General features: G+C 73.0%; 17 protein-coding genes. 10 read left to right on the top strand and 7 right to left on the bottom strand.

Annotation, left to right across the window (positions count from 1 at the left end):
* Positions 1–30: 30 nt before the first annotated feature.
* On the bottom strand, positions 31–1,593 hold the full coding sequence (locus ACZ7RU_RS05180) for a C40 family peptidase (protein WP_470339570.1): 1,563 nt from the start codon (positions 1,591–1,593) through the stop codon (positions 31–33).
* Positions 1,594–1,931: 338 nt separating this feature from the next.
* Between ACZ7RU_RS05180 and ACZ7RU_RS05175 the strand changes: the two genes are divergently transcribed.
* Together ACZ7RU_RS05175 and ACZ7RU_RS05170 are read left to right on the top strand one after the other, a co-directional pair.
* Entirely contained in the window at positions 1,932–3,110 is a 1,179-nt protein-coding gene (locus tag ACZ7RU_RS05175) for an inorganic phosphate transporter (RefSeq protein WP_470339569.1), read from the top strand.
* Between the two features lie 26 nt (positions 3,111–3,136).
* Positions 3,137–3,391, top strand: coding sequence for a hypothetical protein (locus ACZ7RU_RS05170; protein ID WP_470339568.1), 255 nt, complete (start codon positions 3,137–3,139; stop codon positions 3,389–3,391).
* Between the two features lie 121 nt (positions 3,392–3,512).
* On the opposite strand, the gene ACZ7RU_RS05165 is transcribed toward ACZ7RU_RS05170, so the two are convergent.
* Both ACZ7RU_RS05165 and ACZ7RU_RS05160 read right to left on the bottom strand, forming a co-directional pair.
* The gene (locus ACZ7RU_RS05165) at positions 3,513–5,012 is read right to left on the bottom strand and encodes an MDR family MFS transporter (RefSeq protein ID WP_470339762.1); all 1,500 of its coding nucleotides are present in this window, start codon (positions 5,010–5,012) and stop codon (positions 3,513–3,515) included.
* 212 nt (positions 5,013–5,224) lie between these two features.
* On the bottom strand, positions 5,225–5,674 hold the full coding sequence (locus ACZ7RU_RS05160; RefSeq protein ID WP_470339567.1) for a MarR family winged helix-turn-helix transcriptional regulator: 450 nt from the start codon (positions 5,672–5,674) through the stop codon (positions 5,225–5,227).
* Between the two features lie 125 nt (positions 5,675–5,799).
* Here ACZ7RU_RS05160 and ACZ7RU_RS05155 point away from each other — a divergent pair, with 125 nt between their 5' ends.
* The gene (locus ACZ7RU_RS05155; RefSeq protein WP_470339566.1) at positions 5,800–6,834 is read left to right on the top strand and encodes an ABC transporter permease; all 1,035 of its coding nucleotides are present in this window, start codon (positions 5,800–5,802) and stop codon (positions 6,832–6,834) included.
* A gap of 163 nt (positions 6,835–6,997) precedes the next feature.
* On the opposite strand, the gene ACZ7RU_RS05150 is transcribed toward ACZ7RU_RS05155, so the two are convergent.
* The 4 genes from ACZ7RU_RS05150 to ACZ7RU_RS05135 all read right to left on the bottom strand — a co-directional run bounded on the left by ACZ7RU_RS05150 (position 6,998) and on the right by ACZ7RU_RS05135 (position 12,247).
* On the bottom strand, positions 6,998–8,206 hold the full coding sequence (locus ACZ7RU_RS05150) for an ROK family transcriptional regulator (RefSeq protein WP_470339565.1): 1,209 nt from the start codon (positions 8,204–8,206) through the stop codon (positions 6,998–7,000).
* An 18-nt stretch (positions 8,207–8,224) separates the two neighbouring features.
* Entirely contained in the window at positions 8,225–8,776 is a 552-nt protein-coding gene (locus tag ACZ7RU_RS05145; protein ID WP_470339564.1) for a GtrA family protein, read from the bottom strand.
* Between the two features lie 89 nt (positions 8,777–8,865).
* A complete protein-coding gene (gene lon, locus ACZ7RU_RS05140; protein ID WP_470339563.1) occupies positions 8,866–11,262 on the bottom strand; it encodes an endopeptidase La in 2,397 nt (798 codons plus the stop codon).
* 217 nt (positions 11,263–11,479) lie between these two features.
* The gene (locus ACZ7RU_RS05135) at positions 11,480–12,247 is read right to left on the bottom strand and encodes a rhomboid-like protein (protein ID WP_470339562.1); all 768 of its coding nucleotides are present in this window, start codon (positions 12,245–12,247) and stop codon (positions 11,480–11,482) included.
* Between the two features lie 559 nt (positions 12,248–12,806).
* On the opposite strand from ACZ7RU_RS05135, the gene ACZ7RU_RS05130 reads away from it, so the two are divergent.
* From ACZ7RU_RS05130 to ACZ7RU_RS05100, 7 genes are all read left to right on the top strand, one after another.
* Positions 12,807–13,544, top strand: a complete 738-nt coding sequence (locus tag ACZ7RU_RS05130; protein WP_030057574.1) for a response regulator transcription factor — start codon at positions 12,807–12,809, stop codon at positions 13,542–13,544.
* Positions 13,545–13,636: 92 nt separating this feature from the next.
* Positions 13,637–14,824 (top strand): sensor histidine kinase, encoded by a 1,188-nt coding sequence (locus ACZ7RU_RS05125; RefSeq protein WP_470339561.1) that lies wholly within the window; start codon positions 13,637–13,639, stop codon positions 14,822–14,824.
* A gap of 233 nt (positions 14,825–15,057) precedes the next feature.
* Positions 15,058–18,801, top strand: coding sequence for a multifunctional oxoglutarate decarboxylase/oxoglutarate dehydrogenase thiamine pyrophosphate-binding subunit/dihydrolipoyllysine-residue succinyltransferase subunit (locus ACZ7RU_RS05120; protein ID WP_470339560.1), 3,744 nt, complete (start codon positions 15,058–15,060; stop codon positions 18,799–18,801).
* A 250-nt stretch (positions 18,802–19,051) separates the two neighbouring features.
* Positions 19,052–21,022: a serine/threonine-protein kinase gene (locus ACZ7RU_RS05115; protein WP_470339559.1), complete on the top strand. Its 1,971-nt coding sequence runs from the start codon at positions 19,052–19,054 to the stop codon at positions 21,020–21,022.
* Between the two features lie 46 nt (positions 21,023–21,068).
* On the top strand, positions 21,069–21,248 hold the full coding sequence (locus tag ACZ7RU_RS05110; protein ID WP_470339558.1) for a DUF6104 family protein: 180 nt from the start codon (positions 21,069–21,071) through the stop codon (positions 21,246–21,248).
* Positions 21,249–21,456: 208 nt separating this feature from the next.
* Positions 21,457–22,365 (top strand): DUF4097 family beta strand repeat-containing protein, encoded by a 909-nt coding sequence (locus ACZ7RU_RS05105; protein ID WP_470339557.1) that lies wholly within the window; start codon positions 21,457–21,459, stop codon positions 22,363–22,365.
* 1 nt (position 22,366) lies between these two features.
* Entirely contained in the window at positions 22,367–23,401 is a 1,035-nt protein-coding gene (locus ACZ7RU_RS05100; RefSeq protein ID WP_470339556.1) for a PadR family transcriptional regulator, read from the top strand.
* The last annotated feature ends 16 nt before the right edge of the window (positions 23,402–23,417 follow it).

Below are 23,417 nucleotides of genomic sequence, written 5' to 3'. Positions count from 1 at the left end.
CGGCCTCCTCATGTTCTCCGCAGGGCCCGGTCAGTGCGTCGGCGTGCCCAGCGGCAGCGTGGCCGTGGCGGTGCCCGGGGCCGAGGCGCTCGCCGAGCCGGTGCCGCTCGGGCTCCCCGTCGGGGTGCCCGTCCCGGTCGGGGTGGGCGTGCCGGTCCCGCTCGGGGTGCCCGGCGTGCCGGTCGGGGTCGGGGTGCCCGTCCCGGTCGGGGTCCCGGTCGGCGTGGTGGTCGGCGTGGTGGTCGGCGTGCCGGTCGGGGTGGAGGTCGGCGTGCCCGGGTCGGTCGGCGTGCCGGTCCCGTCCGGGGTGCCCGGCGTCCCGGTCGGCGTGCCCGGCACGGGCGGCGTCACCGCACCGCCCGGGGCCGGCGCGGCCGGCACCTGGCCGGCCGGGCTCGGCACGATCGGCGTGACGGAGTCCCAGCCCGCCGGGAGGTCGGGCACCTTCCAGGTGCCGCCGGCCTCGTCCGCCGCGCCGGACGGGTCCGGCCGGACGGCGCCGAGGATCGGCATCGAGCCGATCGGCGAGATCTTGATGAAGGCCCCGGGCCGCGGCGCCTGCACGATCAGCCCGCCGCCGATGTACATCCCGATGTGCGAGGCGTCCTGGAAGTACACCACCAGGTCGCCGGGCCGCAGCTGGTCGAGCGCCACGTGCGGCAGCTGCGCCCACTGCTCCTGGCTGGTGCGCGGGATCGGCCTGCCGGCGTGCAGCCAGGCCTGCGAGGTGAGGCCCGAGCAGTCGTAGGCGTCGGGGCCGGTGCCGCCCCAGAGGTACGGCTTGCCCACCTGCGCCAGCGCGAAGGTGATGGCCGCACGCCCCTGGAGGGAGGGCGTGCGCTCCCCCTTGCCGAGCGCCCCGGAGGCGAGGAACGCGAGCTGCGCCTCGTCCGCCTTGGCCTTCTCCAACTGCTCCAGCTCGGCCCGCTGGGCGCCGGTCAGCGAGGAGACCATCTGCTCGACGCCGGCGAGGTCGGCGGCCGCCTTGGCCTTGGCCGCGTCCTGCTGGGCGACCAGCGTCCGGGAGGTCGTCAGCGCCTCCTCGGTCTGCTTCTTCAGCCCGTCCAGCGCGTCCCGGTCGCTCTTCAGCCTGTCCAGGAACTCCGACTGCGAGCGGCTGGCCGAGGCGAGCAGCTCGGCGATGACGACCGCCTCGTACGGGTCCTTGGAGAGCAGCAGCTCGGCGTAGGCCGAGGCGGCCCCGTTGCGGTACTGCGCGGCGGCGAGCTGCGAGGCGATGTCGGTGCCGGCGTCGACCTGCTTCTGCTGGCGCTCCAGCCGGCCCTGGAGGTCGGTGAGCGAGGTCTGCTGCTCCGCCACCTTGGCGACGGCGCCGTTGTACTGCTCGGTGGCGGCCTCGGCGCTCTGGTAGAGCGCGTGCAGCTGGTCCAGCAGCGGGCCGAGGGTGGCCTTGGCGGCGGCGAGCGGGTCCGCGACGACCTGCCCGGTGCCCGGGTCGGGTGCGGCCCAGGCGGCCTGGGCGCCCGTCGGCAGGGCGAGGGACGCGACCGCGAGGACGGCTCCGCAGCGCAGCGCCGCCCGCACCCAGGGCCGTATCCGGGCCGTCTCCGTTCCCTGTACCGCCCCGCCCATGGCTGGTCCTCCCCGCCGCGCACTGCCCCTGTCCCGGCTTCCCGGATCCCGCAGATCCTCCCACGGGTTACTCGCCGGAAACAGGGCGCGGGCGGACCGGGAGGTTAATTCTCGACCGGCCTGTGAGTCAGCTCTCAGCAAACCGGGTCGAACCGCCATCTTCTTCGCTAATCTCCAGTTCAGGGCGCCCGAGGTCACCCTTGTGAAAGCCGACGGTCACCGCGAGTCAACCGACGGAACCACGATTCCCGGCCCAGTTCACCTTCCGTTTACCAAGCGGACCTACGGTCGCGACAGTCATCAACGTCCGGTGCGACAACTACGACGATTGTTTGGGTATGGAACACATCTCGTTCCTGGTGGCCGTTGTGATCATCACGGCGCTCGCCTTCGACTTCACCAACGGGTTCCACGACACCGCCAACGCGGCCGCCACCGCGATCGCGACCGGGGCCCTTCGTCCGAAGGTCGCGGTCACCATCGCGGCCCTGCTCAACTTCGCCGGCGCGTTCCTGTCCGTGAAGGTCGCCACCACCATCTCCGGCGGCATCGTCAACGAGAAGGCCGGCGTCCATCCCGAGATCATCTTCGCCGCACTGGCCGGAGCGATCCTCTGGAACCTGCTGACCTGGCTGCGCGGCCTGCCGTCCAGTTCGTCGCACGCCCTGTACGGCGGCCTGATCGGCGCCACGATCGTCGGCGTCGGCATGAACGGCGTCAACTTCGACACCGTGGTCACCAAGATCCTCATCCCGGCCGTCGCCTCCCCGTTCGTCGCCGGACTGGCCTCCTGGGGGGCCACCAAGCTGGCCTACGCGATCACCCGCAAGGGCAACGCCGCGACCACCGAGAAGGGCTTCAAGACCGGCCAGGTCTTCTCCTCCTCGCTGATCTCGCTCGCCCACGGCACCAACGACGCCCAGAAGACGATGGGCATCATCACCCTGACCCTGGTCTCGGTCGGCGCCCTGCCGCACGGCGCGCTGCCCCCCACCTGGGTGATCGTCTCCGCGGGCGCCGCGATCGCGCTCGGCACCTACATGGGCGGCTGGCGGATCATCCGCTCGATGGGCAAGGGCCTGGCGGACATCCGCCCGCCGCAGGGCTTCGCCTCCGAGTCGGCCGCCGCCACCGTCATCCTGACGTCCTCGCACATGGGCTTCGGCCTCTCCACCACCCAGGTCTGCTCCGGAGGCATCATGGGCGCCGGCCTCGGCGGCCCGAAGGGCGAGCTGCGCTGGAGCCTGGTCCGCCGCATGGTCTACACCTGGGGCCTGACCCTGCCGGCCGCCGCGGTGGTCTCCGGCGGCGCTGCCCTGCTGGCCGAGCAGGGCAGCTGGGGCGTCGCCCTGGTCGGCGTCCTGCTGGTGGCCGGCGCGGCCGCGATGTGGCTGATCTCCCGCCGCCAGCCGGTCGGCGCGGACAACGTCAACGACGTCGACATCACCCCGGTCGAGGTCGCACCGACCGCGGCCGTGAACACCCCCACCCCCGCCTCGACCACGGTCGCGGCCTGAGCGCCTCGGGCTGAGGAGCACTCACCATGCACATCAAGTGGAACGCCCTGGCCCAGACCGCCGGGGCCAGCTTCGGCATCACCGTCGCCGTGGTCGCCGCCTTCGCGCTCGGCATCCTGGCGCTGTCCCGCCGCGAGGCCGCGGTGAGCGCCGCCGCCGAGGGCGGGGCCGCCACCGGGACCGCGGGCGGCGGCAGGCTCGCCCTGGCCGGCGCCTGTGTCTGCTTCGCCCTGTGCGGCGGGGCCGTCCTCTACGGACTGTCGCTGATCGCCGGCAAGTAGCCGCCGCGTCCGCCACCCGCACCGCATCGCGCACCGCGCGCACGGCAACGGGCCGGGGAGTGTCTCCACACTCCCCGGCCCGTTTCGCGTATCCCGGCGGCCGACCGGTCCCGCCGGCCGGTCAGCCCTCCTGGGTGGTGGTCTTCAGCACGGTCTCCCGGATGAAGAGCACGGTGACGAAGGCCAGCGCCGCGAACGGGGCGGCCCACAGGAAGACGGTGCCGACGCCGTGGCCGAAGGCGTCCGTCACCAGCGGCACGATCGGGGCCGGCAGCTTCGACAGGTCCGGGATGCCGCCGCCGGACGCCGCGGGCGACGCCGGGACGTGCGCCGCGGCCAGGTTCTCGGCCAGGTAGTGGCCGACCTTGTTGGTCATCAGCGCGCCGAGCGCGGAGACGCCCATCGCGCCGCCCATGGTGCGGAAGAAGGTGACCACCGAGCTGGCCGCGCCGAGCTCGTGCCGGGGCACCGTGTTCTGCACCGCGAGCACCAGGTTCTGGCTGGTCAGGCCGAGGCCGACGCCGGTGATCGCCATGTAGACGGAGAGCAGCACGTAGTCGGTGTCGGCCCGGGCGGTGCCGAGCAGGCCGAAGCCGACGGCGAGCAGCGCGGTGCCGGAGACCAGGTAGGCCTTCCACCTGCCGTACTTGGTGATCAGCCGGCCGGCCACCGCGGAGGAGACCGCCAGGCCGAGGATCATCGGCAGGGTCATCAGGCCGGCCACGGTCGGGGACTTGGCGCGGGCCAGCTGGAAGTACTGGCTGAGGAAGGTGGTCGCGCCGTACATCCCGACGCCGACCAGCACGCTGGCCAGCGCGGCCAGGGTGACGGTGCGGTACTTGAAGAGGCTCGGCGGGATGATCGGCTCGGCCGCGCGGTGCTCGATCACGACGGCCAGGACGCCCAGCAGCAGGCCGCCGCCGACCATGGCCGCGGTCTGCCAGGACAGCCAGGCGTAGTTCTTGCCGGCCAGGGTGATCCAGATCATCAGCAGGCTGACCGAGGCGGTGATGACCACCGCGCCCAGGTAGTCGATCTTCGCCCGGCGCTTGACCACCGGCAGCTTGAGGGTGCGCTGCACCACCAGGATCGCGATCAGCGCGAACGGGATGCCGACGTAGAAGCACCAGCGCCAGCCCAGCCAGGGGGTGTCCACGATGACGCCGCCGATCAGCGGTCCGCCGATGGTGGCGAGCGCGAAGACGGCGCCGAAGTAGCCGCTGTACCGGCCGCGCTCGCGCGCCGGGACCATCGCGGCCAGGCAGATCTGGCCGAGCGCCACGACGCCGCCGGCGCCGATGCCCTGGAGCGCGCGGCAGGCGATCAGCTCGCCGGTGTTCTGCGAGAGACCGGCCAGTGCCGAGGTGCCGATGTAGATCACCAGGGCGATCTGGAGCAGCAGCTTCTTGCTGACGAGGTCGGAGAGCTTGCCCCAGATCGGGGTGGAGGCGGTGAGGCTGAGCAGGGCGGCGGTGATCACCCAGGTGTACGCGGACTGGCCGCCGTGCAGGTCGGCCAGGATGTGCGGGAGGGCGTTGGAGACGACGGTCGAGGAGAGCACGGCCACGAAGAGGCCGAGCAGCAGGCCGGAGAGGGCCTCCATCACCTGCCGGTGCGTCATCTGTGGACTGTCGGTCGCGGCGGCGGTTCCGCTCGCGGCCTCGGTGGTCACGGTCATCTGGGTCCTTCGGCGAGGCGTGCGGGATACGCGGATCATGAAAGTTCGTTGCCGTAAGCAACCATAAGACGGGATGGTTGAATTAGGCAACTTTCTTCAAGGGAAAGTAAAGCCCGCCCCCGCGGACCGCGGGCACCGCGCCGACGACCCCCGGATCACTCGGCCGGCGGCTCCTCCAGCACGTCGTTGAAGCGGTGCAGCAGCTCGGCGAAGCGGGTCACGTCCTCCGGTGACCAGCCGCCCATCACCTCGCGCACCCGCCGCATCCGGGCGTCGTGGGCGCCCAGGTAGCGCCGTCGGCCGTCCTCGGTGAGCGAGACCAGCGCGGCCCGGCGGTCCAGCGGGTCGGTCTCCCGGGCCACCAGGCCCAGCTCCTCCAGCGTCCGGATCTGCCGGCTCACCGTCGCCTTGCCGACCGAGAAGTGCACGCCGACGTCGGTCACCCGCACCGGCCCGGCCTGCTCGATGTAGCCGAGCAGGCTGTACGCCATCCCCTCCAGCCCGGGGTGCACCCGCCGTGAGAGTTCCGCCACTCTGGCCCGGCCCCGCCGGAACATCAGCGCGACCTCGCGCTCCACCGCCACCAGGGCTTCCTCGTCACTCACCGCGCCAGTATCGCGCAGCGACACGCGCCGCGGTCCGGCGCGGGAGGTGCGACAACCCAACTACTTCATGGTATGAAGTATCGGTTCTGAAGGACCGTTTTTCCCCATTACGCAAGGAGATGTGGATGGCAGCCCCGGAGCAGGGTTTCCTCGCCGAACTGAAGAACGCGGTCACCCCGCGCGCGGCACTGCTCGTGATCGGCGTGCTGCTGCTCCAGCTCGGCTTCATCGCCTCCTACATCGGTGCGCTGCACAAGCCGGCACCGCAGAACCTCTCCATCGCGGTGGTCGCCCCGCCGCAGGTCACCCCCAAGCTGGTCGGCGCGCTGGAGTCGGTGCCGAACGACGCCGTCAGGGCCGTCACCGCGCCGGACGCCGAGACGGCGACCCGGCAGATCAAGGACCAGAAGATCTACGCGGCGCTGGTCGTGGACCCGGCCGGCACCCAGGACACCCTGCTGGTCGGCGGCGCCCGCGGCCCGTCCGCGGCCAAGGCCGCCGAGACCATCACCACCTCGATCGACCAGAGCCAGGGCCGCACTGTGAAGGTCCAGGACGTGCTGCCGCTCGCCGAGGGCGACACCAACGGCCTGTCCGCCTTCTACCTGGTCATCGGCTGGTGCGTCGGCGGCTACCTGGTCGCCTCCATCCTGGGCATCAGCGCGGGCTCCAAGCCGGCCAACGTCCACCGCCTGCTGATCCGCCTCGGCGTGCTCGCGGTGTACTCGATCGGTGCCGGCCTGCTCGGCACGCTGATCGCCGGGCCGGTGCTGGACGCGCTGCCGGGCTCGATCCTCGGCCTGAGCGCCGTCGGCGCGCTGGTGGTGTTCGCGGTCGGCGCCTTCACCATGGCGCTCCAGTGCCTGTTCGACGTCGTCGGCATCGGCCTCGCGGTGCTGGTCTTCGTCGTGCTCGGCAACCCGAGTGCGGGCGGGGTCTACCCGGCGCCGATGATGCCGCCGTTCTGGCGGGCGATCAGCTCCTGGATCCCGAACGGCGCCGGCACCAGCGCGGCCAAGTCGGTCGCCTACTTCGGCTCCTCCAACCTGGGGCTGCCGATCCTGGTCATGGTGGTCTGGGCGCTGATCGGCATCGGTGTCGCGCTGCTGGCCGTCGTGCGGCGCTCCCGGGGCGGCGAGCCGGTCTCCGTCGAGGCCTGAGCCGCCCGCAACCGACCGTCGCCCGAGCCCCCGGCCCCCACGGCCGGGGGCTCGGGCGCGTTCCGGGGCCGTCCGGACGGAGGAGCCCGGGCCGTTCCTGTGCCGCCCGGCCGTTCCTCCCGGGCGGTCCCGGAACGGCCTACCCGGGCGGTCCCGGAACGGCCTACCCGAGCGGCCCCGGGTCGGCCACGATGGCCCGGACGACCCGCACCGCCGCGCCCAGCAGCGGGCCCCGGCGGCCCAGCCGGGAGACCGTCAGCCGGTCCTCGGCCCACGGCCGCACCGCCACCCGGGCGGCCAGCTCGGCCCGCATCGCGGGCAGCAGCCAGGGCGCCAGCCGGGCGTAGCCGCCGCCCAGCACCACCCGGGCCGGATCCAGCAGGTTGACCGCGCCGGCGGCCGCGGTGCCGAGCGCGGCGCCGGCCCCGGCCAGCGCCGCGAGGGCGCCCGCGTCCCCGGCTTCGGCACGGTCGGCGAGCAGCGTCACCCAGTCACCCCGGGCGCCGGTCAGGCCGGCCGCCCGCAGCACCGCCGCCTCGCCCGCGTACTGCTCCAGGCAGCCCCGCGCCCCGCAGGCGCAGCCCGGTCCGTCGGGGTGGACCGGCACGTGGCCGAACTCCCCGGCGAAGCCGCCCGCCCCGCGCAGCAGCCGGCCGCCGACCACGATCGCGGCGCCGACCCCGGCCTCGGCGGAGACGTACAGGAAGTCCTCCGGGCCCTCGCCCAGCCAGCGCTCGGCCAGTCCGCCGAGGTTGGCCTCGTTGTCCGCCTCGATCGGCAGCTCGCCCAGGCCTCCCCCGGCCGCCCGCAGCGCCGGGCGCAGTGCGGCGGCCAGCGGGACGTCCCGCCAGCCCAGGTTGGCGGCCCGCTGGAGCACCCCGCCGGAGCCGCCGACCAGCCCGGGCACGGCCAGGGTGAGTCCGGCCGGGCGCAGCCCCGACTCGGTGACGGCCCCGTGCAGCAGGTCGGCGAGCTCGGCCAGCACGGCGGCGGGCTCGCGGCCGTGGTTGGAGACCTCCCGGCGGCGCCAGGCCCGGACCTCCCCGCGCAGGTCGACCACGCAGGCGCCCAGGTGCCGCACCCCGATCTCGGCGCCGAGGCCGCCGGGCCCGGCCGGGTTGAGGCCGAGCGCGGTGCCGGGACGGCCGACCTTGCCGCTGGGCGCGGCGGGGCCCTCCTCGACCACCAGGCCGGCGGCGATCAGCTGTTCGGCGAGCGAGGAGACGGCGGCCCTGGTCAGCCCGGTCCCGGCGGCGACCTCGGCGCGCGAGCGCGGTCCGTCGGCGATCGTCCCGAGCACCAGGGCCAGGTTGGCCCGGCGCATCCCCTGCTGGCTGGCGGGCCCGGTCCGGACGGGGTCCGGCTCGTGCATAAGGCTCACCTCGCCCCTTTACGGCACATCCCGTGGCATCTCGGGTGCAGCGTAACCGGCTTCCGGGGGCGCCGCCGTCGGCACCGAAACGGGCCCGACCGGGGCGAAGACCCACCGCCGCATCGCCCAGTAGCGGAACAGCATCGCCGTGAAGGTGCCGAGGACCATCCCGCTGAGGAAGTCCGCGACCTCCTGCTGGAAGGCGCCGACGTACGGCTCGCGCAGGTCCAGCAGGTACCGGGAGACCACCAGCGGTACGTCGTTGACGCCCACCGCCACCGCGCTGACCAGGACGAACATCAGCACCTCACGCTGCCGGCCGGCGGCCCGGAAGGCCCACCGCCGGTTCAGCACGTACGAGACGACGGTGCCGAGCACGGTGGCGACGGTCAGCGCGACCACCGGCTTGTGCTCCAGCACGGTGAACTTGAGCTCGAAGTTGACCACCGTGGTGAGCACAAAGCAGCCGCTCCCGACCAGCAGGAACTTCACCAGCCGGCGGTGCCGCACCAGGAAGGGGCGCAGCCGGTCGGGCACCCGCGCCAGGGCGCGCTGCGTGGGGGACGGCATCTCCGCAGTCTCGCACGCGGGGATGCCGCCGGCCCTCCAGGCCGCCGCCGGCGGCCCCGCGGGTCGCCGGCGACCCGCGGGGCGACCGGTCAGGCGGCCACCAGCACCGAGGCCGCGGCCGGCTCCAGCGCCAGCTCCAGCACCTCCCGCACGTCCGCCACCGGGTGGACGGTGAGCCGCTCCAGCACCTCGGCCGGGACGTCGTCCAGGTCGGCCTCGTTGCGCCTGGGGATGATCACCGTGGTGATCCCGGCCCGGTCGGCGGCGAGCAGCTTCTGCTTCACCCCGCCGATCGGCAGCACCCGCCCGGTCAGCGACACCTCGCCGGTCATCGCCACGTCGGTGCGCACCTTGCGGCCGGAGAGCAGCGAGGCCAGCGCGGTGGTCATGGTGATGCCGGCGCTCGGCCCGTCCTTGGGGATGGCCCCGGCCGGGATGTGCAGGTGCACGCCGCGGTCCCGCAGCGAGGTGACCGGCAGCTCCAGCTCGGCCCCGCGCGAGCGCAGGTAGGAGAGCGCGATGTGCGCGGACTCCTTCATCACGTCGCCCAGCTGCCCGGTGAGGGTCAGCCCGGTGCCGCCGGTCTCGGCGTCGGCCAGCGAGGCCTCGATGTAGAGGACGTCGCCGCCGGCACCCGTCACCGCGAGGCCGGTGGCCACGCCGGGGACGGCGGTGCGGCGCTCGGCCGGCTCCTGGGCGGACTCCGGCACGTGGTGCGGCCGGCCGATCAGGGCGCGCAGGTCGTCCGCGCCGACCGCGGCGGGCAGCTCGCGCTCGCCCAGCTCGGCCTGTGCGGCGATCTTGCGCAGCACCCGGGCGATCGAGCGCTCCAGGGTGCGCACGCCCGCCTCCCGGGTGTACTCCCCGGCGAGCCTGCGCAGCGCCGGCTCGTCCACGGTGACCTCTCCACCGGCCAGACCGGCCTTCTCCAGCTGGCGCGGGAGCAGGTGGTCGCGGGCGATGACGACCTTCTCGTCCTCGGTGTAGCCGTCCAGCCGGACCAGCTCCATCCGGTCGAGCAGCGGCTCGGGGATGGCCTCCAGCACGTTGGCGGTGGCGAGGAAGACGACGTCGGAGAGGTCGAGCTCGACCTCCAGGTAGTGGTCCCGGAAGGTGTGGTTCTGCGCCGGGTCCAGCACCTCCAGCAGGGCGGCGGCCGGGTCGCCCCGGTAGTCGGAACCGACCTTGTCGATCTCGTCCAGCAGGACGACCGGGTTCATCGAGCCGGCCTCCTTGATCGCCCGCACCAGCCGGCCGGGCAGCGCGCCGACGTAGGTGCGCCGGTGGCCGCGGATCTCCGCCTCGTCCCGGACTCCGCCGAGCGCGACCCGGACGAACTTCCGGCCCATGGCGCGGGCCACCGACTCGCCGAGCGAGGTCTTGCCGACGCCGGGCGGGCCGACCAGGGCCAGCACCGCGCCGCCCCGGCGGCCGCCGACCAGCCCGAGCCCCTGGTCGGCCCGGCGCTTGCGGACGGCCAGGTACTCGACGATCCGCTCCTTCACGTCGGCCAGCCCGGCGTGGTCGGCGTCCAGCACCGCGCGGGCGCCGGCGATGTCGTACTCGTCCTCGGTGCGCTCGTTCCAGGGCAGCTCCAGGACGGTGTCCAGCCAGGTGCGGATCCAGGAGCCCTCGGGCGACTGGTCGGAGGCGCGCTCCAGCTTGTCGACCTCCTTGAGCGCGGCCTCGCGGACCTTCTCGGGCAGGTCGGCGGCCTCGACCCGGGCGCGGTAGTCGCCCTCCTCGTCGGCCGCCTCGCCGTTCAGCTCGGCCAGCTCCTTGCGGACGGCCTCCAGCTGGCGGCGGAGCAGGAACTCCTTCTGCTGCTTGGCCACGCCCTCCTCGACGTCCTTGCGGATGGTGTCGTTGACCTCCTCCTCGGCGAGGTGGTCGCGCAGCAGGCTGAGCGCGTACTCCAGTCGGGCGACCTGGTCGGCCTCCAGCAGCACCTTGAGCTTCTGCTCGGCGGTGACGAAGGGCGCGTAGCCGATGTTGTCGGCGAGCTCGCCGACGCCCTCGATCTGCGCCACCCGGTCGACGATCTGCCAGGCGCCGCGCCGGCGCAGCCACTGGGTGGACAGCGCCTTGTACTCCTTGACCAGCTCGGCGGCCCGGCCGGCCACCGGGGTGCCCACCGAGGACTCCCGGAACGGCGTGGTCTCCACCCAGAGGGCGGCGCCGGGGCCGGTGGTGCCGACGCCGATCCGGACCCGGCGCACGGCGCGCACCAGCGCGGCCGGGTCGCCGTCGGCCAGTCGGCCGACCTGCTCGACGGTGGCCAGCGTGCCGGCCGCGGCGTACGAGCCGTCCACCCGCGGGACCAGCAGGACCTGCGGCTTGCCGGTGCCGGCGGCGGCCCGGGCGGCCTCGACCGCGGCGCGCACCTCGGTGTCCTTCAGGTCCAGCGGGACCACCATGCCCGGCAGGACGACCTCGTCGTCGAGCGGCAGCACGGGCAGGGTGAGCGGTGTGGACGACGATGCCATGATCTCTCCCTAGTCAGTGAACTTGAGTCGACCTGACTAAGGCCTGACGGCGGCCGGATGTTCCCGGCCCTCAGTTCGCCGTGAGCGAACACGAATCGCCCCGGAAGGTGCCGCGACCGACGCCGTCAAAAAAGTCCTGGAAGCACACCGGGCGCACCTTGAGGAATCCTGGGCGCACGATCCACGAGCCCGGGAGACCCCCGACCGGGCGACGCCGTCAACGCGCCGTCCACACCCGCGCGGGCGCACCGCCGGTGGCCGTCACCGCGGCCGGACGCGGCCGGGGCGGACGCCGCTCGGCCCGGCGCAGCCAGCGCCACAGCGCGACCCCGGTCAGCACCGCGGCCGGGTGTCCCACCCCGGTGATCACGTCCTTGTCGGTGGCGATCTGCTCGGCGATCATCAGCCCGGCGCCGCCCAGCGCGAGCAGCCGCCCCTGCCAGGAGAGCAGCCCGGCCACCGCGCCCAGGCAGGCGAGCACGCCGTAGCTGACCCCGATGTCCAGGTGGTCCATCACCTCGGGCGCCATCCGCCCGGTCTCCACCGCGGTGATCACCACCCCCTGGGAGAGCAGCGTCGCCGCGACGTGCCCGGCCGCGAACACCGCCGCCGCCCGGGCCGGGCCGACCCTGCGCTCCAGCGGGGCGAGGGTGAGGGCGAATCCCCACAGGTACGGCATCCACACCTCGCCGGCCACCCAGAACCCGCTCAGCACAAGGGCGCGCAAAGGATGCTGGAGCAGGTTGTGCCCGTCCGAACTGGAGGCCTCCCGCAACCGCTGGACGAGTTCCGGATCGGCGACCTTCGCGAAGGTCGTGGTGGCTCCCACGACGGCGAGGTACCCGAGGGTGAAGGGTGTCCTGCGGGGTGTCGGCACCCGTTCCAGCAGCCACTCCAGGACACCGGTGCGCAGCCCGAGGCGGAGCATCCCGTACGGCGCCCCCGCGGTCCCGAACCCGTCGGCACCCCGCCCGCGTCCCGCCATGCCGCCTCCGCTCGCGCCGCAGCCACCGGCTCCTCGCCAGGTGCCCAACGTACCGGCGCGCGCCGCGGATTCCGCCCGGTCGGGTGTTGTCGTGGCCACGGTACGTCGAGGTTCTGGGAGCCACCTGGGAAAAGCCCGTGAAGACCGTCGCCGTAGCGGACCGCCGAATTCCCCGAATTGGTCCAGACCTTCTTCCCGACAGGGCCGCAGCAGGGCCTCTGACCGGCGACTTGGCGCCAACTGGACTGCATACGTACCGTTACGCAGTGAAAAATCGCCGGGTAAGGTATCGGCCCGTGCCCACTCGTGCAGTGGGTCCGAGGGCGGCCCGACAGCCGGCCCACGGGCCGGAAACGTCCGGTCCACCTGCCGGGAAGCATCCGCTGTCCGTACGCTGCGAAGTGCGCGGGAGAAGTGGGCGGCCGACCATCCGTCCTCGGCTCCCGATCGCGCGACGGGACGGCGGACCCGGCACAGTCCACGACGGAACAAGACTACGAGCGGAGCCCGCCATCCCCACAGGTGGCCGGCCCGCAGCCCTGGGGGCGGTGGCGTGACCGTGACAGAAATTCAGCAGGACAACCACAACACCGGTGGCACTGTGAGCAGCCAGCGCAGAGTCCTGGTGGTGGAGGACGAGCCCACGATCGCCGAGTCGATCGCCGCCCGGCTGGGCGCCGAGGGCTTCAAGGTCGCCGTGGCCCACGACGGCCCCGGCGCGGTCGACGGCTTCCACACCTGGCAGCCGGACCTGGTGGTCCTCGACATCATGCTGCCCGGCTTCGACGGCCTGGAGGTGTGCCGCCGGATCCAGGCCCAGCGCCCGGTGCCGGTGCTGATGCTGACCGCCCGCGACGACGAGACGGACCTGCTGGTCGGCCTCGGCGTGGGTGCGGACGACTACATGACCAAGCCGTTCTCGATGCGCGAGCTGGCCGCCCGCGTCAACGTCCTGCTGCGCCGGGTCGAGCGCGCCCAGCAGGCCGCCCGCACGCCCGCGCTGGGCAGCCTGCGGTTCGGCGAGCTGGAGATCGACCACGTGCAGCGCCGGGTCCGGCTGGCCTCGGGCGACGTCCACCTGACGCCGACCGAGTTCGACCTGCTCGCCTGCCTGGCCGCCCAGCCGCGCGCCGTGCTCACCCGCGAGCAGCTGCTGGCCGAGGTCTGGGACTGGACCGACGCCTCCGGCACCCGCACCGTGGACAGCCACGTCAAGGCGCTGCGCCGGAAGATCGGTGCCAGCTGGATCCGCACCGTCCACGGCGTCGGCTACGCACTGGAGGCCCCGCTCTCCTAGGGGTCGCGCGGACGACGGGCCACCGGGGGGCCCGTGTCCGGGACGACGCCGTGCCACCACGCGGGGGGACGACGCGGGGACCACAGGGGACAATGACCTTTCCACAGCAACGCAACGGGGAATCCGACGGCGCGCGGCCGCAGAACCTGGCCACCCGCGCCGCCCGCCGGGTGTGGGCCGACATCCGGCCGCTCGACCCGGTCCGGTCGATCAAGGGCAAACTCGCCCTGCTCGTGATCGTCTCCGTGTTCCTGGCCACCGGGATGGTGGTCGTGGCGATCCGGTCCGAGACCCAGATCCGGATCATCATGGTCTTCTCCATGATCGCCTCACTGCTCTTCATGCAGTTCCTCGCGCACGGGCTGACCGCCCCGCTGCGCGAGATGACGGCCGCCGCCCGCGCGATGGCCTCCGGCGACTACAGCCGCCGGGTCGAGGCGGGCTCGCGCGACGAGATCGGCGAGCTGGCCGCCGCCTTCAACGCCATGGCCGCCGACCTCCAGGCCGCCGACCGGCACCGCCGCGAGCTGGTCGCCAACGTCTCGCACGAACTGCGCACGCCGATCGCCGCGCTGCGCGCCGTGCTGGAGAACGTGGTGGACGGCGTCGTCCAGCCCAATCCGGCCACCCTCGGGGCGGCGCTGGAGCAGACCGAGCGGCTCGGCCGCCTGGTCACCCACCTGCTCGACCTCTCCAAGATCGACGACGGCGTGGTCGCCCTGGACGCCCGCCCCTTCGAGGTGCGCGAGTTCCTGGACGGCGTGCTGCGCGGGGTCACCGTGGACGGCGCGACGGCCGGCGGCGCCTTCTCCCGGCGCGGGGACGTACGACTGGCCCTGGAGGTCAGCCCGACCGGCCTGACCGGCGTGGCGGACCCGGAACGGCTCCACCAGGTGGTCGCCAACCTGGTCGACAACGCCTGCAAGCACTCCCCGCCCGGCGGCACCGTGACGGTGCGGGCGAGACCGGAGGGCGAGGAGGGCGGCCTGCTGCTGGAGGTCGAGGACGAGGGCCCCGGCATCCCACCGGCCGACCGCACCCGGGTCTTCGAGCGGTTCAGCCGCAGCGGCACCGCGACCGCCGCCGGGCCGGGCGCCGACGGCGGCACCGGACTGGGCCTGGCCATCGCCCGCTGGGCGGTGGACCTGCACGGCGGACGGATCGCGGTGGCCGAGTCCCCGCGCGGCTGCCGGATCGAGGTCCGGCTGCCCGGGCGGCGCCAGGACGACGGTCAGGACATTTGTCACAGATCCGACACAACGGCCTACGAAGATCGTTAGAGGATTCGGCCGAGTTTTTGTCCGGTTTGGCCCCGGTATGGACCCTGTTCGGCGTCGATCGGTTCCCCTCAGATACGGCTTTCTAACGCACTTTTTCAGCCAAAGTGCAGGTCAGCACTGTGATCTGGGCGACGCCTGGGCCCCGGGGACTGCGCGATCACTGGTCAGGGGCGTAGCCTTAATCCCCGCTGTCCAAACATCCCAAAAGGAAGCGGAAGAGGGCGGTTGCCGCCGTGTCGCCACAGTCCCCTGAAACCCCCAACAGCTCGGCAAGTTCCACTGGCTTCGGCCCCAACGAGTGGCTCGTCGACGAGATCTACCAGCAGTACCTCCAGGACCCGAACTCGGTCGACCGAGCCTGGTGGGACTTTTTCGCCGACTACAAGCCCGGTACCGAGGTGACCCCAGTGACCCAGGCCGCGACCCAGGCCGGCCCCGCGCCGACCCCTGCCGCTGCCCCCGCGCCCGCCGCTGCTGCTCCGGCCGCGCCCGCCACCGCCCCGGCCGCTCCGGCCCCGGCACCGGCTGCCGCTCCGGCTCCGCTCGCCGCCGCGCCCGCCGCACCTCCGGCCCCCAAGGCCGCCGCCCCGGCGCCGGCCGCGCCCGCCGCCGCCGGCCCCGAGCTGGTCCAGCTGCGCGGCCCGGCGAAGGCCGTCGCCACCAACATGGACGCCTCGCTGGAGGTGCCGACCGCCACCTCGGTCCGCGCCGTGCCGGCGAAGCTGTTGATCGACAACCGCATCGTCATCAACAACCACCTGCAGCGCGCCCGCGGTGGCAAGGTCTCCTTCACCCACCTGATCGGCTACGCCCTGGTCCAGGCCATCAAGGCCGCCCCGGGCATGAACTACAGCTACAAGGTGGAGGACGGCAAGGCCTTCCTGGTCAAGCCGGAGCACGTCAACCTCGGCCTGGCCATCGACCTGGTCAAGCCGAACGGCGACCGCCAGCTGGTCGTCGCGGCCATCAAGAAGGCCGAGACGCTCGACTTCTTCGGCTTCTGGCAGGCCTACGAGGACATCGTCCGCCGGGCCCGCGCCAACAAGCTGACCATGGACGACTTCACCGGCGTCACGGTCTCGCTGACCAACCCCGGCGGCATCGGCACCGTGCACTCCGTGCCGCGCCTGATGCAGAACCAGGGCACCATCGTCGGCGTCGGCGCCATGGAGTACCCGGCCGAGTTCCAGGGCTCCGCCCCGGAGACCCTGTCCCGCCTGGGCGTCTCCAAGATCATGACGCTGACCTCGACCTACGACCACCGCGTCATCCAGGGCGCGGCGTCCGGCGAGTTCCTGCGCGAGATCCACCGCCTGCTGCTCGGCGAGAACGGCTTCTACGACGAGATCTTCGAGTCGCTGCGGATCCCGTACGAGCCGGTCCGCTGGGCCACCGACGTCGCCACCACCCACGACGACGAGGTCAACAAGACCGCGCGCGTCATGGAGCTGATCCACTCCTACCGGGTCCGCGGCCACCTGATGGCCGACACCGACCCGCTGGAGTACAAGCAGCGCAAGCACCCCGACCTGGACGTCACCACCCACGGCCTCACCCTGTGGGACCTGGAGCGCGAGTTCGCGGTCGGCGGCTTCGGCGGCCAGAAGATGATGAAGCTCCGCGACATCCTCGGCCTGCTGCGCAACACGTACTGCCGCACCGTCGGCATCGAGTACATGCACATCCAGGACCCGAAGCAGCGCAAGTGGCTGCAGGAGCGCCTGGAGAAGCCGTACTCGAAGCCCGAGCGCGAGGAGCAGCTGCGGATCCTGCGCCGGCTGAACTCGGCCGAGGCGTTCGAGACCTTCCTGCAGACCAAGTACGTCGGGCAGAAGCGCTTCTCGCTGGAGGGCGGTGAGTCGCTGATCGCCCTGCTGGACGCGACCATCGACGCCGCCGCCGAGCACCGCCTCGACGAGGCCGTCATCGGCATGGCCCACCGCGGCCGCCTGAACGTGCTGGCCAACATCGTCGGCAAGCCGTACGGCAAGATCTTCGGCGAGTTCGAGGGCAACCTCGACCCGAAGTCGATGCACGGCTCCGGGGACGTCAAGTACCACCTGGGCGCCGAGGGCACCTTCACCGGCCTGGACGGCGAGACCATCAAGGTCTCGCTCGCCGCGAACCCCTCCCACCTGGAGGCCGTGGACCCGGTCGTCGAGGGCATCGCCCGCGCCAAGCAGGACATCCTGGACCAGGGCGGCACCACCTTCCCGGTGCTGCCGATCCAGATCCACGGCGACGCGGCCTTCGCCGGCCAGGGCGTCGTCGCGGAGACCCTGAACATGTCGCAGCTGCGCGGCTACCGCACCGGCGGCACCGTGCACGTCGTGGTGAACAACCAGGTCGGCTTCACCGCCGCCCCGGCGTCCTCGCGCTCCTCGATGTACTGCACCGACGTGGCCCGCATGATCGAGGCCCCGATCTTCCACGTGAACGGCGACGACCCGGAGGCCGTGGTCCGCGTCGCGCGGCTCGCCTTCGAGTTCCGCCAGGAGTTCCACAAGGACGTGGTGATCGACCTCATCTGCTACCGCCGCCGCGGTCACAACGAGGCCGACAACCCGTCGTTCACCCAGCCGCTGATGTACGACCTGATCGACAAGAAGCGCTCGGTGCGCAAGCTGTACACCGAGGGCCTGATCGGTCGCGGCGACATCACCATGGAAGAGGCGGAGCAGGCGCTCCAGGACTTCCAGGGCCAGCTGGAGAAGGTCTTCGCCGAGGTCCGCGACGCGGCCCAGACGCAGACCGTCGGCACCAACGGCAAGCCGGTCGCCGACTTCCCGGTCAACATCCAGACCGGCATCTCCGAGGAGATGGTCAAGCGGATCGCCGCCTCCCAGGTCAACCACCCGGACTGGCTGACCGTCCACCCGCGCCTGCTGCCGCAGTTGCAGCGCCGCGCCGCCTCCGTCGAGGACAACACCATCGACTGGGCGATGGGCGAGACCCTCGCCATCGGCTCGCTGCTCATGGAGGGCCACCCGGTCCGCCTGGCCGGCCAGGACAGCCGCCGCGGCACCTTCGGGCAGCGGCACGCCGTCCTGATCGACCGCAAGACCGGCGAGGACTACACCCCGCTGCAGTACCTGACCGAGGACCAGGCCCGCTACACCGTCTACGACAGCCTGCTGTCGGAGTACGCGGCCATGGGCTTCGAGTACGGCTACTCGCTGACCCGCCCGAACGCGCTGGTCATGTGGGAGGCGCAGTTCGGCGACTTCGTCAACGGTGCGCAGACCATGGTGGACGAGTACATCGCCTCCGCCGAGCAGAAGTGGGGCCAGCACTCCGGCGTCACCCTGCTGCTGCCGCACGGCTACGAGGGCCAGGGCCCGGACCACTCGTCCGCCCGCCCGGAGCGCTTCCTGCAGATGTGCGCGCAGGACAACATGACGGTCGCCATGCCGACGCTGCCGTCGAACTACTTCCACCTGCTGCGCTGGCAGGCGCACAACCCGCACCACAAGCCGCTGATCGTCTTCACCCCGAAGTCGATGCTGCGCCTGAAGGCCGCGGCGAGTGCGACCGAGGAGTTCCTGTCCGGCTCGTTCCGCCCGGTCATCGGCGACACCACCGTCGACCCGGCGCAGGTCCGCAAGGTGGTCATCACCGCCGGCAAGTTCTACTACGACCTGGACGCGGCCCGCACCGAGCGCGGCGTCACCGACACCGCGATCGTCCGGGTCGAGCGGCTCTACCCGCTGCCGGTGGCCGAGCTCCAGGAGGAGCTGGCCCGCTACGGCGACGACGTCCAGTTCGTCTGGGCGCAGGAGGAGCCGGCCAACCAGGGCGCCTGGCCGTTCATCGCGATGAACCTGGTCGACCACCTCCAGGTCGTCATCGGCCGCAGCGGCGGCGACGCCCGTCTGCGCCGGGTCGCCCGCACGGCGGCCTCGTCCCCGGCGGTCGGCTCGGCCAAGCGGCACGCCGCCGAGCAGCAGGCCCTGGTCGAGGAGGTCTTCGCGCTCTGACGCGCCGAAGCCCCGCGCTCTCGACGCCCGCGGCCCCGCCCTCCCCACCGGGAGGGCGGGGCCGCGGGCGTTCCGCGGTCCACGGCGCCGCCATGCCAAGGTCCCAGCTCTGCAACCAAACCGGAACCGCTGTGCGCGAGCCCCTGACGGGTCGATAGGTTATGCCTCGCCACTCGGCAGCCCGGCGCCCGTCGACGCGTCCGGCCGCCGCGGCCGTACCACCTCACCGCACTCCCAGGGGGATCACCACATGACCGCCGACACGCCTAGGGACGCCGGCAAGCTCCCACCGGTCTTCCAGCCGCTCCTCCCGGACGACCCCCGGGAGGTCGGCGGCTACCGGCTGTTCGCCCGGCTGGGCGCCGGCGGCATGGGCCGGGTCTACCTCTCCTACACCCCGGGCGGGCGCCCGGTCGCGCTCAAGGTGGTGCGCCCGGAGTTCGCCGAGGACGGCGAGTTCCGCCGCCGCTTCGCCCAGGAGGTCAGCAACGCCCAGCGCATCCACGGGCTCTACACCGCGCAGGTGATCGACTCCGGCGGCCTGGACAGCGACGCCCCCTGGCTGGTCACCGCGTACGTCCCGGGCCCGTCCCTGCAACAGGTGGTGCGCGAGAACGGCGCGCTGCCGGTGCGCACCGTGCTGCTGCTGATGGGCGGCATCGCCGAGGCCCTCCAGGCCATCCACAGCGTCGAGGTGGTCCACCGCGACCTCAAGCCCGCCAACGTGCTGGTCGCCGGGGACGGCCCGCGGGTGATCGACTTCGGCATCGCCCGGGCCGCCGACGCCACCGCGCTGACCGGCACCGGCTACCGGATCGGCTCCCCCGCCTTCATGTCCCCCGAGCAGGCCCAGGGCCGCCCGGTCTCCCCGTCCACCGACGTCTTCGCGCTCGGTGCCCTGGCCGCGTACGTGGCCGGCGGCACCGCGCCGTTCGGCGACGGCCCGGACACCGCGGTGCTCTACCGGGTGGTGCACGAGGAGGCGGACCTCACCGCCGTCCCGGCGGACCTGCGCGAGCTGATCCAGCGCTGCCTGGCGAAGTCGCCGGAGGACCGGCCCACGCCCGCCGAGATCATCCGGATCGCCCGCAACCACCCGGAGGTCGGCGGCCAGCTGCGGTTCGGCGACGACTGGCTCCCGCGCGAGGTCAACACCGAGATCACCCGGCGCTCCGACCTGCCCAAGACCCCGCCCACCCCGCTGCCGGCCGCGCCGGCCACCCCGCCGGCCCCGCTGCCCGCGATGCCGGCCACTCCCCCGCCGCCGACCGGCGCGCACCCCCACCCGACCTACCCGACCCACCCGGCCACCGCGGTGCAGCCGCCGGCGCCGCCGCTCGGCTTCACCCCGCCGCCGGTCGGCTCGTACGGCGCCCCGCAGCCGCCCACCGAGTCGCCGACCGCGCCGGTGCTGCCCGCCCCGCCGACCGTGCGGGTCCAGCCGGAGCCGCCGTCCTACGACACCCCGCCGCCCGGCCCGGTGGTGACCGCCGACCCGGCGCCCGCGCCGGAGCCCAAGCGCAAGGGCGGGGTGTCCTGGAAGGTCCTGCTCACCGTCGCCCTGGTGATGGCGGTCGGCGGCACCGCGGGCGGCGTGGTGCTGGTGAAGAAGCTGGACGACGGCGACAAGAAGGGCCACTCCTCCGCGCAGCAGAACACCGCCGCGACCGACGGCCCGGCGGCCCCGACGCCCACCCCGACCCAGACCTCGGCCGGTCCCAGCGCCTCCGCCACCTCGGGTTCGGTGACCGCCGCCACCCCGAAGCCCGGCCAGAGCACCGTCTCGGCCCCGGCCCGGCCGACCGGCTACTCCCCGATGCTGGACAAGAAGTCGCTGGCGATCCCCAGCGCGGAGTACTCCTCCGACGCCTACCGGATCGATCTGGACTCGGGCACCGTGGTGCCCCGCTCCACCGACCTCAAGTGGGGCTTCGGGGTCACCAACAACAGCAGCGGCAGCAAGGCCAACGCCTTCTCCAGCTACGGCGACAACAAGTCGGACTTCGCGGTGATCACCGAGCCGTCCGTCACCGCCGAGCAGTGCACCGCCGCGATCGACTCCCGTCCGGACACCGACCTCTCGTACAACCGGGTCGCGCCCGGCCGCCTGCTGTGCGTCCGCGACCGGGTCACCCGCAACGTCGCCGTCCTGGTGATCGAGCAGGCCGACCCGACCACCGGGGCCGCCAAGGTCACCGTCAGCACCTGGCGGGCCAGCTGACCGGACTATCCTGACCAGGTCAATCCCCACCGGACCGGAGCGAACCGTGTACTTCACCGACCGAGGCATCGAGGAGCTGGAGAGCCGGCGCGGCGAGGAGGAGGTCACCCTGGGGTGGCTGGCCGAGCAGCTGCGCACGTTCGTCGACCTCAACCCGGACTTCGAGGTCCCGGTCGAGCGGCTGGCCACCTGGCTGGCCCGGCTCGACGACGAGGACGACGAGTGACCCGGTGACGGCCGTCGTGAGGCCCGGGAGGCAACCGCCTCCCGGGCCTCGCGCGTGTCCGGGTACGGATCCCCGGGCCCGTAGGGGAGACCTCGGGGACGGATCGGGGTCGGGATCGGGGCCGGGGCGCTTGACTCTGCCAGCACGCGATATATCGTCTTTGGAAGAGAACGCGATACATCGCGATCGGCAATGGGAGGCGGCAGAGATGAGCCAGTGGACGGTCGAGGGCCCCGAGAGGATCACCTTCGACGAGCCGGTGCGCGCGCTGCACGTGCGGACCATCGAGGGCACCGTGAACGTGGTGGCGGCCGAGGGCCCGGCCCGCCTGGAGGTCACCGAGCTGGTCGGCGAACCCCTGCACGTGACGCTGGTGGACGGCGTCCTGACGGTCACCTACAAGGACATCAACAGCTGGGGCGAGTTCGGCGACCGGTTGAAGTCGGTCGGCTCGGTGAAGGACCTCTTCGGCTCCTTCAAGCGCAAGCGGATCGCCGGCGTGACGGTCACCGTCCCGGCCGAGGTCGAGGTCAGGGTCGGCACCGTGTCCGCCGACGCCACCGTCAGCGGGGTCGACGGGCACGTCTCGGTGCAGAGCGCCAACGGCGACACCACCCTCGCCGGGGTGACCGGCCGGATCGAGGCCGCCACCGTCACCGGTGACGTGGACGCCCAGGCCGTCGGCGGCCGGCTCAAGGTCAACACCGTCTCCGGGCAGCTCACCGTGATCGCGGGCACCGCCGACCGGATCCAGGCCAACACCGTCACCGGCGCCGTCACCCTGGACCTCGACGTGGCCGGCGAGACCGACGTCAAGGTCAACACCGTCAGCGGCGCGGTCGTGGTCCGGATCCCCTCCCTGGCCGACGCCACCGTCGAGGCCGGCTCCACCAGCGGCGACGTCTCCAGCACCTTCGAGGAGCTGCAGATGAGCAGCACCTGGGGCGCCAAGAAGATCTCCGGCCGGCTCGGCGAGGGCCGCGGCAGCCTCAACGTCACCACCGTCTCCGGCGCGGTCACCGTGCTGCGGCGCCCCGACTCGGAGGAGGAGGGCCCGGTGGTGGTCAAGGAGCTCCCGGCCGGCCCCGGCACGCCGAACCTCAGCAAGGAGGCCTGAGATGACCCCCGTGTTCGGCCACGGCCGCCTCCGCCTGTACCTGCTGAAGCTGCTGGACGAGGCGCCGCGGCACGGCTACGAGGTGATCCGGCTGCTGGAGGAGCGGTTCCAGGGCCTGTACGCCCCCTCGGCCGGGACGGTCTACCCCCGGCTGGCCAAGCTGGAGCAGGAGGGCCTGGTCACCCACAGCACCGAGGGCGGCCGCAAGGTGTACCGGCTGACCGACGCCGGACGCGCCGAACTCGAAACCCGGCAGAGCGAGTTGGACGAGCTGGAGGTGGAGATCCACGACTCCGTGGCGCAGCTCGCCGGGGCGATCCGCGAGGACGTCCGGGACAGCGCCAAGGACCTGCGCGAGGAGCTGTGGCACGCCGCCCGGCAGGCGCCCCGGCCGGAGCGCGCCGAGGGCGGCGACCCGTGGGCCGGCCCCTGGGGGGACAACGAGTCCTGGCAGCGCGCCAAGGAGGAGTTCGCCCAGTTCAAGCAGCAGGCCAAGGAGCAGGCCAAGCGCGCCCGGGAGCAGGAGAAGGCCGCCAAGGCCAAGGCGAAGGCCGCCGAGGCGGAGGCCCGCCGGCTGCGCGAGCAGGCCAAGGCCTCCCGCACCGCCGCCCAGCAGGAGGCGCTGCGGATCAAGCGCCGGGTCGAGCAGCAGGTCCGCGAGCACGCCGCGAAGGGCGACTGGCCGACCGGCCTCGCCGAGGGCCTGTCCGAGCTGACCAAGGGCCTGGCCGGACTGGCCGACGCGGCCCGCTGGGGCCACGGCGCGCAGGAGCCGTCCGCCGGGGACGCCGAGCGGGTCACCGTGACCCGGATCGACCTGGACGAGGACGGCGCCGGCACCCCGGCCGACCTGCCGTCCTGGGCCCGTACCGACCCGGCCGGGGACCCGGCCCGCGAGCTGGAGCGGCTGCTCGACCGCTTCCGCGACCAGGTCCGCGACGCGGCCCGGGACGGCGGGGTGAGCGCGGACAAGCTGGCCGAGTCCCGTGCGGTGCTCGGTGCCGCGGGCGAGCGGCTGAAGCGGCTGCTCGGCTGAGCCGGCGGTCCGGCGG

Source organism: Kitasatospora sp. NPDC114501, assembly GCF_055633695.1.
The sequence above is the reverse complement of the archived record's forward strand: the minus strand, read 5'-3'. Positions and strand labels throughout refer to the sequence as shown.